The sequence below is a fragment of the Virgibacillus sp. CM-4 genome, from assembly GCF_000445495.1.
GTDB lineage: Bacteria > Bacillota > Bacilli > Bacillales > Amphibacillaceae > Virgibacillus > Virgibacillus salexigens.
This window is the reverse complement of record NZ_AUQA01000006.1, coordinates 260,184-275,482: the sequence shown is the minus strand read 5'-3', so window position 1 is coordinate 275,482 and position 15,299 is coordinate 260,184. Positions and strand designations below refer to the sequence as shown.

Genomic DNA, 15,299 nt, shown 5'->3' with positions numbered 1-15,299 from the left:
ACCACCTACTTTTGGAAAAATAACACTACACTTTTTGGGCTACAATAGATATCCATTCTTCCATTTCATTCATTTCGACAATCTGAAACCCTTGACTCTCTAGTTCTGTTTTTACGAGTTGTTTTTTATTTTGAATTATTCCAGAAGTGATAAAGTATCCACCCGGTTTTAAGTTATTCCATGCTTCTTTCACAAAACGTACGATAATTTCAGCCAAAATATTAGATACAATAACATCCGCTTCTATATTGACGTTATCTAGTAAATTATTCTGCTTCACCTGAATCTGTTGATCAAGTTTATTTAATTTCGCATTTAAACCGGTACTCTTCACCGCCACATCATCTAAATCATATGCGTATACTTGTCTTGCACCAAGTAATGCGGAAGCAATACTAAGTACTCCTGAACCTGACCCGACATCAATTACTGTGTTGCCATCAGCCAGAAATTGTTCTAAAGCTTGAATACTCAACACCGTCGTTGGATGCGTACCGGTTCCAAATGCCATACCGGGATCCAGCTCAATAATTACTTCGTCCGTGTCTACAGGAGTATACTCTTCCCATGTTGGTATAATGGTAATATGCTTTGATATTTTAACTGGTTTATAATATTTCTTCCACGCTGTTGCCCATTCTTCCTCATGAACTTCACTTAGGGATATATGATTTCTTCCTAAATCAATATCATATAGCATGAGATTATTAATTGCTTGCTTAATCTCATCAACCGTTTCACCTAAAAAACTATTTACTGGAAGATATGCTTTAATATACACACCTTCTTCCGGATACTCATCTGGATTTAATTCAAAAACTTCCCCAAATGTTGTTGGATGCTCTCTTTCCAAGTCCATCGGGTCTTCAATTACAAGCCCACTTGCTCCTGTTTCATGGAGAATATTGGAAATAGGCTCGATTGCTTCATTCGTAGTGTGAATACAGAGTTCAGACCATTTCATTATGGATCCACCCATTTCTTCATTAATCAATTATCTTCTTACTATTGAATGTTTGTTCATTAAATTATGTAAACGGTGGGATAATCCGCACCGTTACTCGCTTTTAAATGCTTTCTTAAACCGTTCAAATAAAGAACTATCTTGTTCATCGGTAGCTTCATTCCCACCAATTTCATTAAATTCCCGTAACAATTCTTTTTGACGATCACTTAAGTTTGTTGGTGTCATTACCTTCACTTTAATATGCTGATCTCCATAACCATAGCCCCGAACATTAGGAGCACCTTTGCCTTTCATACGAAAAGTTTTACCAGTTTGTGTTCCCGCAGGTATTTTCAGTTTAACTTTCCCATGCACAGTTGGAACTTCGAGTTCATCACCAAGTGCAGCTTGCGCAAATGTTAACGGAAGCTCGCAAAAAATATGGTCACCTTCCCGTTGATAGAATTCATGAGGGTTTATTTGTACAACCACAAATAAATCTCCTGGAGGCCCTCCATTTACACCTGGTTCACCTTTTCCTGTTACACGGATTTGCTGTCCTTCGTCAATACCAGCTGGTATCGTAATATGAATCGTCCTACGCTTTTTGACTTTTCCTGATCCGCCACATGTATTACATTTCTCTGGAATGATCTTTCCTGTTCCATTACAGTGGTGACAAACCCGACGATTTACCACTTTACCAAATGGTGTATTTTGTTCCGTATTTAGTTGACCTGAACCATTACAATGGGAACATGTCTTTGTTTTTGTTCCAGGTTTTGCCCCAGAACCAGAACATGTGTCACATGTTTCCTCTTTAGGAAGGGTAATGTCCGTTTCCTTACCAAAAATCGCTTCTTCAAAATCTAACACCATTGTATACTGAAGATCAGCACCTTGCTGTGGCGCATTTGGATCGCGTCTACGTCCACCGCCCCCAAAGAACATATCAAAGATATCACCAAAACCGCCACCGAAATCTTGGGCTCCGCCAAAGCCACCGAAACCTTGGCTTTGTGCACCTGCATGACCAAACTGATCATATTGTGCCCGCTTATTTTCATCCCCTAATACTTCATAGGCTTCTTTAGCTTCTTTAAATTTATCCGCAGCGCCTTCTTCTTTATTTGAGTCTGGGTGGTACTTCTTTGCTAACTTACGATAAGCCTTTTTAATTTCGTCCTTAGATGCATTCTTTTCAACACCAAGCACCTCATAATAGTCTCGTTTACTCACTTGTCAATCACTCTCCCGATACACACTTTTGCATAGCTTCTATCTTACCACCATCTTAACCATCGTGGCAAATGATCATACAAACCAATAAACGTGTAAAAAAGTCAAAGCCAAGAGGATCCTGACTTTGACTTTTTTGTTTACAGGATAAGGAAACTAGGAATCCTTAATATGGTGATATCCTGTTATCGCGTTTATTTTTTATCTTTATCTTCTTCATCATCTACTTCTTGATAATCAGCATCAACTACATCGTCGTCATTACCTGAACCATCTTGTGATTGCTGAGCTTGTTGCTCTTGTTGCATTTGCTCATACATTTTAACAGAAAGCTGTTGTACTTGTTCTTGTAAAGCTTCTTTCTTTTCTTTTATTTGATCTAGGTCATCAGCTTCAATTGCTTTTTGTAATTCTTCTTTAGCTGCTTCTGCTTTTTGTTTTTCTTCATCTGAAACATTGTCGCCTAAATCTTTAATCGTTTTATCCGTTGTAAAGATTAATTGATCTGCTTCATTACGAAGTTCAACTTCTTCACGACGTTGCTTATCTGCTTCCGCATTTTCTTCTGCTTCTTTTACCATACGATCTACTTCATCATCAGAAAGGCCAGAAGAAGATTTAATCGTAATGGATTGTTCTTTATTTGTACCTAAATCTTTAGCACGAACATTTACAATACCGTTTGCATCAATGTCGAATGAAACTTCGATTTGTGGTACTCCTCTTGGTGCTGGCGGAATATCTGTTAGCTGGAAGCGACCTAATGTTTTATTATCGGCAGCCATTTCGCGTTCACCTTGAAGCACATGAATATCTACAGCAGTTTGGTTATCCGCAGCTGTTGAGAATACTTGTGATTCACTTGTTGGAATAGTAGTATTACGCTCAATTAATTTTGTTGTTACAGAACCCATTGTTTCAATCCCTAAAGATAATGGGGTTACGTCAAGAAGAACAACATCTTTTACATCACCTTGAAGAACGCCACCTTGAATAGCAGCTCCTAACGCAACGACTTCATCAGGGTTTACTCCCTTTGAAGGGTCTTTACCGATCATTTTTTTGATTGCTTCTTGTACTGCTGGGATACGTGTAGAACCACCAACAAGAATTACCTTATCAATATCACTAGCTGATAAATCTGCATCAGATAGAGCATTGCGGGTTGGAACCATTGTACGTTCAACTAGATCAGAAGAAAGTTCTTCAAACTTAGCACGAGTTAGGTTCATTTCTAAGTGTAATGGTCCTGCTTCACCGGCCGTAATAAATGGCAATGAAATTTGGGTTTGGGCTACACCGGAAAGATCTTTTTTCGCTTTCTCTGCAGCGTCTTTTAGGCGTTGAGCTGCCATTTTATCTTTAGAAAGGTCAATTCCATTTTCTTTTTTAAACTCTTGTACCATATGATCAATAATAACATCATCAAAGTCATCTCCACCAAGACGATTATCTCCAGCGGTAGAAACTACTTCAAATGTACCGTCACCGATATCTAAAATAGAAACATCAAATGTACCTCCACCTAAGTCGTAAACCAAGATCGTTTGGTCTTCATCTTCTTTATCAATGCCATATGCAAGTGCAGCAGCAGTTGGCTCATTAATAATACGTTCTACTTCTAAACCGGCAATCTTACCAGCATCTTTTGTTGCTTGACGCTCCGCATCGTTAAAGTACGCAGGAACAGTAATAACAGCTTTGCTTACTGGTTCACCAATATAGTCCTCTGCATATGATTTAATATGCTGTAAGATAATCGCAGAAACTTCTTGTGGAGTAAATTCTTTATCTTCTATCTTCACCTTATAATCGGTACCCATATGACGTTTGATTGATTGAATCGTGTCTGGGTTTGTAATTGCTTGTCGTTTTGCTACTTCACCAACTTGACGCTCACCGTTTTTAAATGCAACTACAGATGGGGTTGTACGATTTCCTTCTGGGTTAGGAATTACTACAGATTCTCCACCTTCCATTACAGCCACACAGGAATTTGTTGTACCTAAGTCAATACCAATAATTTTACTCATCATTATTTCCTCCTTAACTACCAAACCAATTATTTATTTACTTTAACCATTGCTGGTCGGATAACACGGTCTTTTAGCTTATACCCTTTTTGCAATTCTTCTACGATTGTATTTGAGGATTTTTCTTCATCTTCCACTTGCATCACTGCATGATGTAGATTAGGATCAAATTCTTCACCTACTGTGTCGATCTCCTCAACTCCTTGTGAAACAATGGCTTCCTTCACTTGGTTATATACCATCGTAATGCCATCAATTAAACCTGCATTTTCATCTGTTTTTTCAACCTGCAATGCTCTTTCAAAGTTATCTAAGGCAGGTAATAATTCTTGAATCAAGTCTTGAGATTTATATTTACGGTCCGCTTCTTTTTCTTTCAACGTCCGCTTCTTATAATTATCAAACTCCGCTTGAATTCGAAGGACACGCTGTTGCAGTTCATCTTTTTCCTTTTGTAAAGCATCTACTTTTGATTGCAATTCTGAGACTTGTTCATTCTTGTCAGCCGTATCGTTCCCTTCATTGGAATCGATAATTTCAATAGTTTCATCGGCTTCTGCTTCCTTCACTGTTTGACCATCCGCTTTTTCCTCTTCTTGCGTAGCGGATGTTGAATGCTTATCCTGTTCTTCCACGTCTGACACCTCCATTTTAAAATAACCATCATTCACTATAACATGTCATGCTGTCGAAAGAAACAATACGAATTACAGCAAGACGGTATAAAACCAATTATTTATCCATTGTTTTTATACCACATATATAATGCATCTGTCATTTCATGAGAAAGAATATTTAATAACGAAATTACTCTCCGATATTCCATCCTTGTTGGTCCTAGTAAAGCGATCGTTCCCATTTGACCTTCTCCAAGATGATAAGCAGCAGTAATTAAACTAAAGTCTTTAATCGCATCCACATCATTTTCTTGTCCAATGGAAACCTTAATTCCGCCATTTGATTGCTTTAATAGATGTGCTATTTTATCCTCATTTTCAATCATTGAATAAAAGGATCTTATTTTATCAACATCATTAAATTCTGGCTGCATGAGCATGTTTGCTTTTCCGCCAATATATAATTTGACAGGATGCTCATGAAAAAGCACTTCATTCAAATATTGATAGGATTTTCCTATGTCAGAAACATACTGATTTAACATCGATACAATCTCCGTATTAAACTTATCCGCTAATTGAATAATCGGTACTCCTGACAATTGGTTGTTAAGAATGTTAACCAACTTTTCTAAATCAGAAGGGTTAATCTCAGTCGGAATAGTAAAGGATCGATGTTCAACATGACCAGTATTTGTAACGAGAATAGCTACCGCAGTATTTGAAGATAATGTTATAATTTGCAATTGTTTCAGCTTTGTCTCAAAAATTTCAGGACCAAGAATGATCGATGTATAATTCGTTAATTGTGATAATACTTCCGCCGACATTTGAACAATTTGTTCAAACTCAAAGAAGCCGTCATTAACAATATGCTTAATGACATCTCCATCTTCATGTAAAATACTAGGTGAAATCAAATGATCCACATAATATCTATATCCCTTTTCTGAAGGAACACGACCTGAAGATGAATGTGTTTTCTCAAGAAATCCCATATCCTCTAGGTCAGCCATTTCATTTCTAATCGTGGCAGCACTATAAGGAATATCGTCTTTTTTTGATATAGCACGTGAGCCAACAGGGTGCGCCGACTCGATGAAATCATCAATAATGACCTGTAAAATCAATAACTGCCTTTCTGTTAACATGATGATCACCTCTGTTAGCACTCATCCCTCTCGAGTGCTAATGCTATTATTAAAGTACCAAATCCACTTTTTTTTGTCAATGAAATGAATTCTACATTTATACTCACACGAGAGCATAATAAAATAGCCTGTAAAGGACAGACTATTATTATTTCTTAATTCATATCCGCAACTTCTTCCTCCAGCAAGAATCTCTCAAATACTTCATTCGCAAGCAACTTGCCATCCTCAGTTAGTTGAAGGTAATCGCCAGCTTCTTTTAACCAATCTTTTCGTTTGAGCTCATTAATGGACGATGCATATAATCTACTAGGAGGAAAACCAAACTTACTCGTAAATGCTCGCTTACTGACCCCTTGCATTTTACGTAAACCTAAAAACATTTCTTCTTCTATTTGTTCCTTTTCACTTATAGGATCAACATGTAATACAGGCTTCCCATCAGCTATTGCTTTTTTTATATATGCGGGTAAAGGCCTAATATTACCATATCTTTCACCTGGTATATATCCATAAGCTCCAGCTCCGAAACCATAATAGAATTTATTATCCCAATACGTAAGGTTATGCTTGCTTTCAAATCCTGGTTTTGCAAAATTACTTATTTCATATTGATTTAATCCATGTTTTTTTGTCGTATCCTTTAATATTTGATACATCTCTACCTCTTCATCTTGCGCAGGTCGATGAAGCTTTCCTTTTTTATGTCGTTGATAGAACACCGTTTTGGGTTCTATTTGCAAAGCATATGTTGACAAATGCGGAAGTCCAAGTGCCATCGCTTGATTAAGTGATGCTTCAAAATGTTTAATGGTTTGCTTTGGTAACGCATAGATTAAATCTGTACTAATATTTGTGATTCCATTGTTTTGCAATAACTCAATAGTCTGATACACATCTTTCACTTTATGCAGTCTACCTAACTCTTGTAACATTTGATCATCAAAAACTTGGACGCCTAGCGACACTCGATTCACACCGTAAGATTTTAATAATTTCACTTTATCTTCGGTAAAATCCCCCGGATTTGCTTCAATCGAAAATTCCCCACAACGGGATATGTCAAATTTTTGTTTGATAAACGAAAGCAAAGCATCTAACTGGCTTACCGTTAGTGCGGTTGGGGTTCCTCCGCCAATAAATATCGTTTTTACATCGTTTCCATTCTCCGTTACATAAGCATTGATCTCGTGTTTCAATGCCTCAATATAATCATCAGCAAGTTTCTCGTTATAAAAAAACTTTGTAAAATCACAGTAGTGACAAATTTGCTGACAAAATGGGATATGAATATATACAGATTGAATTGCATTCATATTATTGCTCCTTCCAAACATGGAAAAAGGGAAACTGCTATATTTTCTATTAAACAGCTCTCCCCTTCTTTTTCAGATAATAATCATTCATTTTTAATCATGCCATAAAGATTTCTTATTTCAAAGGTATATTCTTGTGTATTTTATTATAACAAGTTGCAATTATCAAGTATGGTTACACCAACGTTTTAAAAGTGTTTAATTAGTGAATCGAATTTAAATGTATCTTGCTTTAATTATAATTACCACCTATTTGAGGTCGGCAGGGTAGAATCATATTAGTTTTGAATTTTACTGTCCTTATAAATACCTTTTAAATTTATTCTTCCTTATTATAAAACAAAATCGAGATTGTGGAGTACTTATGAATAAATAAAATATATAAACCTTATAAAAACTTACCTCCCAATCTTAAAGAAGATTAGGAAGTAAGTTTTTATTAACCTAAACTATTACTTTTTTACAGCATGGATGTAATGAATCGTTTCGAAAGCAGACAAATAGTCAGTACGATTATGAAAGAATCGATGATTAATCGTAACAGGCGATAAATGTTCATAAATGAGTAAACCTGCGTCTGCTAACACTTCCTCTATTTCCTCATACGTAAAACACGATTTCATTGGCTCACCACTAGCCGAAGCCATTTGAATCATATTTTGAACTCGATTAGACATTCCTTTTTCTTTAAAAAGTTTATCATCTCCATAATCAAAAACTAGAGAGCTTCCTGATGGAACTTTGGTAAATAATTTATTTATCAAGTTGGCATTTTCCTCTTGTGTTAAATAATAAGAAACTCCTAAAAGACTAAAGAAAGTTTTTTGGTTATCAAACCCTTCATCTATTAGATTTTGATAGGAAAACTTTTGGGTGAAGTCCATAGGAACAAAATGAAGATTACTAGGGATGTTGAAATTAGCTTGATCCAGCTTTTTCTTTTTAAATGCCTGTGTAGCTGGATAATCAATTTCAAATATTTCTAAGCTGTTTTTCAATTCTGGGTGACGGAAACAAATAGTATCTAACCCAGCACCAAGTATGACATATTGTTTTAATCCTAACCTGACTTCATTAAGTAATACATTTTCACAATATGCCGCTCGTGCCAATGGCGTTGGAGAAAGTTGAACCTGAGTAATCCATTTTAATATTTCATCTGTATTACCTTCGAACTTTTGCGCTATTTCTTTATTGAAGAACTGTATGCCTTGGACCATATTGTCTTTGATGTCGTTACATTCTTTTTGCGAAAATAAATCTTTAGCTAAATAATCATCAAAAATCTTAGGTGTATCGAATTGACTATGGTAAGCTCGACCAAAAGCTGCTACTAATGAAGTTAAGCTCGACTCATCTTTTTTCATTCAACAACACTCCTTCATTTAGAGCAATAAAAATAGGATTCACCTGGCCAGGAGAATCCTATTATATAACGTGTTATTCAGAAAGTAAATTATAGCATAAATAAATTATTTTGTCAAGTACTTTAAGATGACAGAAATTAAATAATAGAAAAAGCAAGTGGATAAGGAGGATTTATGGAAAAAGAGTACATTGGTAAATGTGATTTATGCTGCGACAGAATTTACTTCAGAAGTGGTTTTTTATATGGAATTATTCAAAGTAACCATGTGCTGATTTGCTTTTCCTGCCAAGAGAAAAACGAATGTCAAAGGAAGTGAACATTGTGTTATTTCACTAGGTTGTACTTTAAAAAGAACAAGAAGCACCCATTAAAGATATTCGGAAAAGATTAGATCCTAGCAGAATTCCTTACTCTTGTTCATCTTAACAATAATTGCTTTCTTTCTGAGCTAAGCTATTTGGCAAAGTTTAAGTTTCTTAAATTTGATTTAAATCCTTTACTCATTATTGGGGCGGGATTGTAGAACAACGGTAAAAACTCCTCCTAACAATATCAATTTATCTAAATTGTAACACACGTATCCCCCTTCGTATATTAAAGCTATTTTTGTACAAACTGACAAATAAATGTATTTATATTAAAGGAGCCTATTATGCCCTCAAAACGCCCTAGTTCTACTTATGACATAAATATTAAAGTAGACCTGATTAAAAAAGCAATGTTCCAGTCAGATGATATTAAGACAAGAACACTATACATTCAAGAAATGCAATGCATTTGTATATATCTAGATTCAATGGTAGATAAAAGTTCTTTTGAAAAAAATGTGTTTGATCCGATTCTTCATTTTTTCAACTCAGAACATCTTAAATTAATACATAAAAGTGATATTTTTCATAGGATTTCCTCCATTATTCAATCTGCAGAAATTAAAACCGAACAGAAAACACAAGATATTGTGCAATCCTTAAAACATGGCAACCTCGTTCTGCTAATACCAGGAGAAAAGAAAGCGATCATCATACCAGTACCCAATACACAAAATCGTGCAATAGCAGAGCCGGAGAATGAAAAAATAATAAAAGGACCACGTGATGGTTTTACCGAAGATCTCAATACCAATGTTTTTCTGCTTCAAAAAAGAAATAAACACGAGAACCTAGTAATCAAAAATTTCACAGTGGGGAGGAAGGCGCAAACCGAAGCAAGGTTATTGTATATTGAAGACTTAGTCGACCATGAGGTATTGAAAGAAGTCATAAGAAGGATACGTAATATTAAAGCGAACAAAATACAATCTTCCGGTGAGTTAGAAGAGCACATCGAGGATAACAGCTATACGGTTTTTCCACAAGTTTTGACTACCGAAAGACCTGACAGAGCTCAGGCTTATTTATCAGAGGGGAAAATAGTATTAATTCTGGATGAAAATCCACAAGTGCTGGTATTACCTATCACCTTTTTCAGCTTTTATCAATCACCAGATGACTATAATAACCGCTGGTTCTTAGGTACTTTTTTTCGTATTATTCGTTTAGTAAGTTTCATCATTGCCATCATTCTACCTTCGCTCTATATTTCTGTTGTATCCTTTCACACCGAAATATTGCCACTCGGTTTACTATATGCATTGAGAGTACAAACCGAGTTTGTTCCTTTAACACCTTTTTGGGAAGCTATTACTATGCAGGTTGTTTTGGAGTTATTAAAAGAAGCATCGATTCGACTTCCGTCACCTATCGCACAAACAATTGGAGTTGTAGGAGGATTAGTGATTGGAACAGCAGTTGTAGAAGCCGGTTTGGTTTCCAATGTAATGATTGTAGTTATCGCATTAACTGCCATAGCTTCTTTCGTTGCTCCCGTTAATCAAATGGGGACTGGAGTTAGATTACTCGCTTTTCCATTTATGGTTTTATCCAATATTTTTGGGTTTTTAGGTCTAACTGCATCGTTCACGCTTCTAATCATCCATTTATGTAATTTAAAATCGTTTGACAGACCTTATTTCTATCCATTATCTCCACTTGATATCAATGGCATCAAAGATTCTTTTGTGAGATCCAAAAGATAAAACTGATTAATGTCACTTTATAGAAAGGGAATTCAAATGAGTGCAGTTGAACCTATTACAAAATCACAATTATTCTTATTACTTATTCAACTTCAAATTGGTTTCGGTATCCTTTATCTGCCAAACGCCTTACAGCAATCCGCAAAATCAGATGGATGGATATCCATTATTTTAGCTGGATGCACTGTACAATTAGTAATTGTGTTGTATTGGTTGTTATTAAGACGCTTTCCATCTTTACCATATTTTGAATTAACTAAAAAAATTCTCGGTACACACCTGGGATACATTTTTAATGTAATCACATATATATACCTCATACTGACTTCAACGTATATTTTAATTGCATCGAGTAAATTAGTTAAAAATGTGTTACTAACAATGACGCCTCATTGGGCGATTAGCTTTCTACTGTTAGCAATTTGTATTTATTTATGCAGCAGCAATCTGCAAATTATTGTGAGAGTATTTACTGTATTATCTGTAGCCATTATATTTATTATTGTGCTATCATTTTTTTCTTTTCTCTTACCAATGGAGGGAAGGAATTTAACGCCGGTTGGGAATTCCGGCTTGTCGAATATAATTAAAGGGCTTAAGGATTCCCTTCTTGCATTATACGGTTTTGAAATCATTTTATTTCTTTACTCAAGTGCAAAATACAAAGGGAAAGCATTTTTAAAAGTTATTACATTTTCTAATATCTTTGTAGTAGCGACAACTGTATATCTAACCGTAATTGCTTTCGTCATATTAAACCCAACAATGATTAATCAATTAAAACTTCCGATCGTATATATGTTTAGGCCCTTACACTTTACTATGATCGATCGACTTGACCTTGTCTTTTTACCTTTATGGATCATTCCTGTTGTAATGTCAATAGCTGTGTATATCTATTTTGCAAGCCATTGGAAAACGACCACCCCCAAGAAGAATAATTACTTTGTGTATATCAATGGTGCACTCGTCTATGTTCTTTTTCTATTAGCTAGTAAATCAGATCAATCTTTTGAACTATACGGTAAGTATCTTAACATCATCAGTTATGTTGTTATGTTTATGATTCCATTCATTCTATTGCTAGCCTCCTACATATTGAAAAAAAAGGAGCATCCATCATGAAAAAATTCACTATAGTTGTCTCTTGCATTTTCATTCTACTATCGATGACCGGATGCTGGGATCAGACCAATTTAAACAAAAAAAGAATCATTAATGGAATCAGCTTTGATATCGATGAACAAAATCATGAAAACATTCGAGGATCTGTTCGGGAATTAAACCTTCGCGGCAGTGGTGGTGGGCAATTTGATTTGTCTGATGAAATAATCGAAGCTGATGGAGTAAGTACTTCTAGCATCAATACCGAATTAGTAAATAAAATTTCTGGAGATATGGATATCAGTAAGGCTTTTTTGATATTAGTTGGAGAAGATCTTGCAGAACAAAAAAGTATATCCTCTTTATTTGAACCCATTGCTAGATCCAAACAAGGGTATTTAACGTCTAAAGTTGCAATTACTAAGGGGAAGGCCAGTGAAATTCTGTCACTCCAAATAAGTAAAAGTCCTATTGCTTTTTATATATTAAACTTATTTGAAAATGCGGAAAAAGAAACGCACATACCAAAAGCTAATACCTTTACAATTTGGAATGAGATAGTAGATAAAGAAAGAGATGCAATGATCCCCTATATTCAAAAATCTGACTTGAATCGTGTAGAATTATTAGGAACAGCACTATTTAAAAATGACTATTATACTGGCGAGGTGTTATCAGTAGATCAAACCTCTCTTGCATTATTTATGCAAGGTAAAATTGAGAAGGCTCGCGTAATTCAAATTACTAACGACAATGAGAAAAAAGATGAATTTAGTGTGTTCGTTGAGAAAGTTAAGCAGAACTCGGATTTAATTGTTGATAAATCATCTGGGAATGTCCAGTTAACAATTAAAGTTGATTTATACGGTAGAATCCAAAGTCTGGCAGGCTCACCAAAGAAAGTGACGAATCAAGAACTAGATAAAAAGGCATCGACATATTTAACTGAAAATGCAAAGGAAGTAACAGAAATTATAAAGGAAGCACAAAGCGATATATTAGCGATCCAAAAACAACTAAACTCAAAGTACCCTGATTTTCTTAAAAATCACGAATGGGAAAAAGTGTATAAGGAAATCGAGATTACACCTGATGTTAATATGCATATTCAGAGTTCATCAAATTTAAAATGATGGTTCACCGTACATTTCTCACTGATGGAACACCCTATTTAAACGTCGCGCTGAACACCCGCTCTACAATTTGTTTTAAGAGCATCCTGAATCCACAGCCACAGTTATTTGACTGACTTTTTTTATCCCATTAAAAACATCCAGAAAGAGGTCCTAGCAGCTTCCTTACTCTTGATACCTACCTACATCTAAAAAAACATGCGTAATCAAACAGTGGACATCTTCAAAAGGATGGTGAGCGAAAATAAATAGCTCTGCCACCCAATATTTAATTACGGTGGCAGAGCATCTATTATTTGGTATCAATGTCTATAAACGCTGATTTAATCATCATTCATTTCTAATACTGCCATAAAGGCTTCTTGAGGAACTTCGACAGAACCTACCATTTTCATCCTTTTTTTACCTTCTTTTTGTTTCTCCAATAGTTTACGTTTACGTGAAATATCGCCACCATAACATTTGGATAAAACATTTTTTCGCATCGCTTTAATGGTAGATCTGGCTACGATTTTATTCCCGATGGCAGCTTGAACAGGAACCTCGAATTGTTGTCTTGGAATTAGTTCTTTCAATTTGTCGACGATGTGCTTTCCTCGTTCATAAGCAAAATCACGATGTACAATAAAGGAAAGTGCGTCAATGGTATCTCCATTCAATAAAATATCCATTTTTACTAAATCAGAGGAACGATAACCAATTATATCATAATCAAAGGAAGCATATCCTTTTGTTTGTGATTTTAGTTGGTCAAAGAAATCATAAACGATCTCAGATAAAGGAATATGGTAGGTAATATTGACACGGATTTCATCTAAATATTCCATATCGATAAATTGTCCGCGTTTTTTCTGACATATTTCCATTACCGACCCAACGTAATCATTCGGAACCATGACTGTAGCTTTCACAAACGGTTCTCTAACATCTTTAATCTGTTGCGGATCTGGCATAACAGAAGGATTGTCTATCGAAATAATTTCGTCATTTGCCTGCTCCACTTCATATATTACACTCGGTGCTGTTGTAATTAATTCGATATTAAATTCTCTTTCAATACGTTCCTGAATAATTTCCATATGCAAAAGACCTAAGAACCCACAACGAAAGCCAAATCCTAATGCCTGTGACGTTTCGGCCTCGTATTGTAGTGAGGAATCATTTAACTCCAGTCGCTCCAATGCTTCTCGAAGGTCATTGTAGTTTTTGGCATCGACCGGATAAAGTCCACAAAAAACCATTGGATTTAAACGTTTATACCCAGGTAACGGTTCGGCAGCTGGACAGCTCGCTAATGTAATTGTATCTCCAACCCTGGAATCACCCACATTTTTAATGGATGCTGTTAAGTAACCAACATCGCCAACAGTTAATTCATGTTTACGAATTGGTTTTGGACTAAAAACGCCCAATTCATTTACTTCAAATTCTTTTCCAGTAGCCATCATTTTAATTTTATCCCCTACTTTAAGTGATCCTTCTTTAATACATACATAAGCAATGACACCTCTGTAAGGATCATATAAGGAGTCGAAAATCAAAGCCTTTAATGGGTCTTCCGTGTCTCCAGTAGGAGCTGGTATGTCTGTGGTTATTCTTTCTAGAATCTCTTCGATACCAATATTTGATTTTGCCGAAGCGAGAATGACATCGTCTTTATCTATACCGATAACATCTTCCAATTCTTGTTTTACTCGTTCTGGGTCTGCGCTCGGCAAATCAATTTTATTTATTACTGGGATAATTTCTAAATCATTATCTAAAGCTAAATAAACATTTGCTAACGTTTGCGCTTCAATGCCTTGAGCTGCATCAACTACAAGAATTGCACCCTCACATGCAGCAAGACTTCTCGAAACTTCATATGTAAAATCGACATGTCCCGGTGTATCAATAAGATGGAAGATGTAATCCTCACCATGATTACTTTGATAATTTAATTGAACTGCATTTAACTTGATCGTAATTCCTCGTTCTCTTTCTAGATCCATCGCATCAAGCAATTGATCTTTCATTTCTCTTTGTGTAATTGCTTTCGTTCTTTCTAATATTCGATCCGCTAATGTAGACTTGCCATGATCGATATGTGCAATAATCGAAAAATTACGCACGTTTCTTTTGATTTTTGCCATTAGTGATGTTCACTCCTACTTACTTTTATCAGTAATTTGGTGATAAAAGTGTTAAATTATCAGCGACAATGACTAGCATTGATTATAGCAATAGAAGCATGGATGTTCAAGAACAACGACGTTACTTACAACAACGAATAAAAAGTTGGGATGAGACATCACTTAAATTGTTACCGGTCGAAGTG

The 15,299-nt window shown here is 35.5% G+C and carries 11 protein-coding genes; 3 read left to right on the top strand and 8 right to left on the bottom strand.

Annotated elements, in window-relative coordinates:
- Positions 1 to 25: 25 nt before the first annotated feature.
- The 7 genes from prmA to M948_RS34535 form a co-directional block, all read right to left on the bottom strand.
- Positions 26 to 964, bottom strand: coding sequence for a 50S ribosomal protein L11 methyltransferase (prmA, locus tag M948_RS34565; protein ID WP_021291071.1), 939 nt, complete (start codon positions 962 to 964; stop codon positions 26 to 28).
- A 93-nt stretch (positions 965 to 1,057) separates the two neighbouring features.
- A complete protein-coding gene (gene dnaJ / locus M948_RS34560) occupies positions 1,058 to 2,185 on the bottom strand; it encodes a molecular chaperone DnaJ (RefSeq protein ID WP_021291070.1) in 1,128 nt (375 codons plus the stop codon).
- A gap of 194 nt (positions 2,186 to 2,379) precedes the next feature.
- Entirely contained in the window at positions 2,380 to 4,218 is a 1,839-nt protein-coding gene (dnaK, locus tag M948_RS34555; protein ID WP_021291069.1) for a molecular chaperone DnaK, read from the bottom strand.
- Positions 4,219 to 4,247: 29 nt separating this feature from the next.
- On the bottom strand, positions 4,248 to 4,853 hold the full coding sequence (grpE, locus tag M948_RS34550; protein ID WP_021291068.1) for a nucleotide exchange factor GrpE: 606 nt from the start codon (positions 4,851 to 4,853) through the stop codon (positions 4,248 to 4,250).
- Positions 4,854 to 4,954: 101 nt separating this feature from the next.
- The gene (gene hrcA, locus M948_RS34545) at positions 4,955 to 5,986 is read right to left on the bottom strand and encodes a heat-inducible transcriptional repressor HrcA (protein ID WP_021291067.1); all 1,032 of its coding nucleotides are present in this window, start codon (positions 5,984 to 5,986) and stop codon (positions 4,955 to 4,957) included.
- A gap of 155 nt (positions 5,987 to 6,141) precedes the next feature.
- Entirely contained in the window at positions 6,142 to 7,302 is a 1,161-nt protein-coding gene (hemW, locus tag M948_RS34540) for a radical SAM family heme chaperone HemW (RefSeq protein ID WP_021291066.1), read from the bottom strand.
- A gap of 452 nt (positions 7,303 to 7,754) precedes the next feature.
- On the bottom strand, positions 7,755 to 8,669 hold the full coding sequence (locus M948_RS34535; RefSeq protein WP_021291065.1) for a class I SAM-dependent methyltransferase: 915 nt from the start codon (positions 8,667 to 8,669) through the stop codon (positions 7,755 to 7,757).
- 654 nt (positions 8,670 to 9,323) lie between these two features.
- Between M948_RS34535 and M948_RS34530 the strand changes: the two genes are divergently transcribed.
- From M948_RS34530 to M948_RS34520, 3 genes are read left to right on the top strand one after another with little or no spacing between them, the layout of a single operon-like run.
- Positions 9,324 to 10,745, top strand: coding sequence for a spore germination protein (locus tag M948_RS34530; protein ID WP_021291064.1), 1,422 nt, complete (start codon positions 9,324 to 9,326; stop codon positions 10,743 to 10,745).
- Between the two features lie 36 nt (positions 10,746 to 10,781).
- Positions 10,782 to 11,870, top strand: coding sequence for a GerAB/ArcD/ProY family transporter (locus tag M948_RS34525; protein ID WP_021291063.1), 1,089 nt, complete (start codon positions 10,782 to 10,784; stop codon positions 11,868 to 11,870).
- The gene (locus tag M948_RS34520) at positions 11,867 to 12,982 is read left to right on the top strand and encodes a Ger(x)C family spore germination protein (RefSeq protein WP_021291062.1); all 1,116 of its coding nucleotides are present in this window, start codon (positions 11,867 to 11,869) and stop codon (positions 12,980 to 12,982) included. The genes M948_RS34525 and M948_RS34520 overlap by 4 nt, the downstream gene beginning before the upstream one ends.
- A 323-nt stretch (positions 12,983 to 13,305) precedes the next feature.
- Here the strand turns inward: M948_RS34520 and lepA are convergent, their stop codons facing one another.
- The gene (gene lepA / locus M948_RS34515) at positions 13,306 to 15,114 is read right to left on the bottom strand and encodes a translation elongation factor 4 (protein WP_021291061.1); all 1,809 of its coding nucleotides are present in this window, start codon (positions 15,112 to 15,114) and stop codon (positions 13,306 to 13,308) included.
- Positions 15,115 to 15,299 lie beyond the last annotated feature (185 nt).

What these genes read in the sequence shown, in the direction of transcription:
- M948_RS34520 (WP_021291062.1), top strand. Translation starts at nt 11,867, where the DNA reads ATGAAAAAATTCACTATAGTTGTCTCTTGCATTTTCATTCTACTATCG.
- M948_RS34535 (WP_021291065.1), bottom strand. Translation starts at nt 8,669, where the DNA reads ATGAAAAAAGATGAGTCGAGCTTAACTTCATTAGTAGCAGCTTTTGGT.
- dnaK (WP_021291069.1), bottom strand. Translation starts at nt 4,218, where the DNA reads ATGAGTAAAATTATTGGTATTGACTTAGGTACAACAAATTCCTGTGTG.
- prmA (WP_021291071.1), bottom strand. Translation starts at nt 964, where the DNA reads ATGAAATGGTCTGAACTCTGTATTCACACTACGAATGAAGCAATCGAG.
- hemW (WP_021291066.1), bottom strand. Translation starts at nt 7,302, where the DNA reads ATGAATGCAATTCAATCTGTATATATTCATATCCCATTTTGTCAGCAA.
- lepA (WP_021291061.1), bottom strand. Translation starts at nt 15,114, where the DNA reads ATGGCAAAAATCAAAAGAAACGTGCGTAATTTTTCGATTATTGCACAT.
- hrcA (WP_021291067.1), bottom strand. Translation starts at nt 5,986, where the DNA reads ATGTTAACAGAAAGGCAGTTATTGATTTTACAGGTCATTATTGATGAT.
- M948_RS34525 (WP_021291063.1), top strand. Translation starts at nt 10,782, where the DNA reads ATGAGTGCAGTTGAACCTATTACAAAATCACAATTATTCTTATTACTT.
- M948_RS34530 (WP_021291064.1), top strand. Translation starts at nt 9,324, where the DNA reads ATGCCCTCAAAACGCCCTAGTTCTACTTATGACATAAATATTAAAGTA.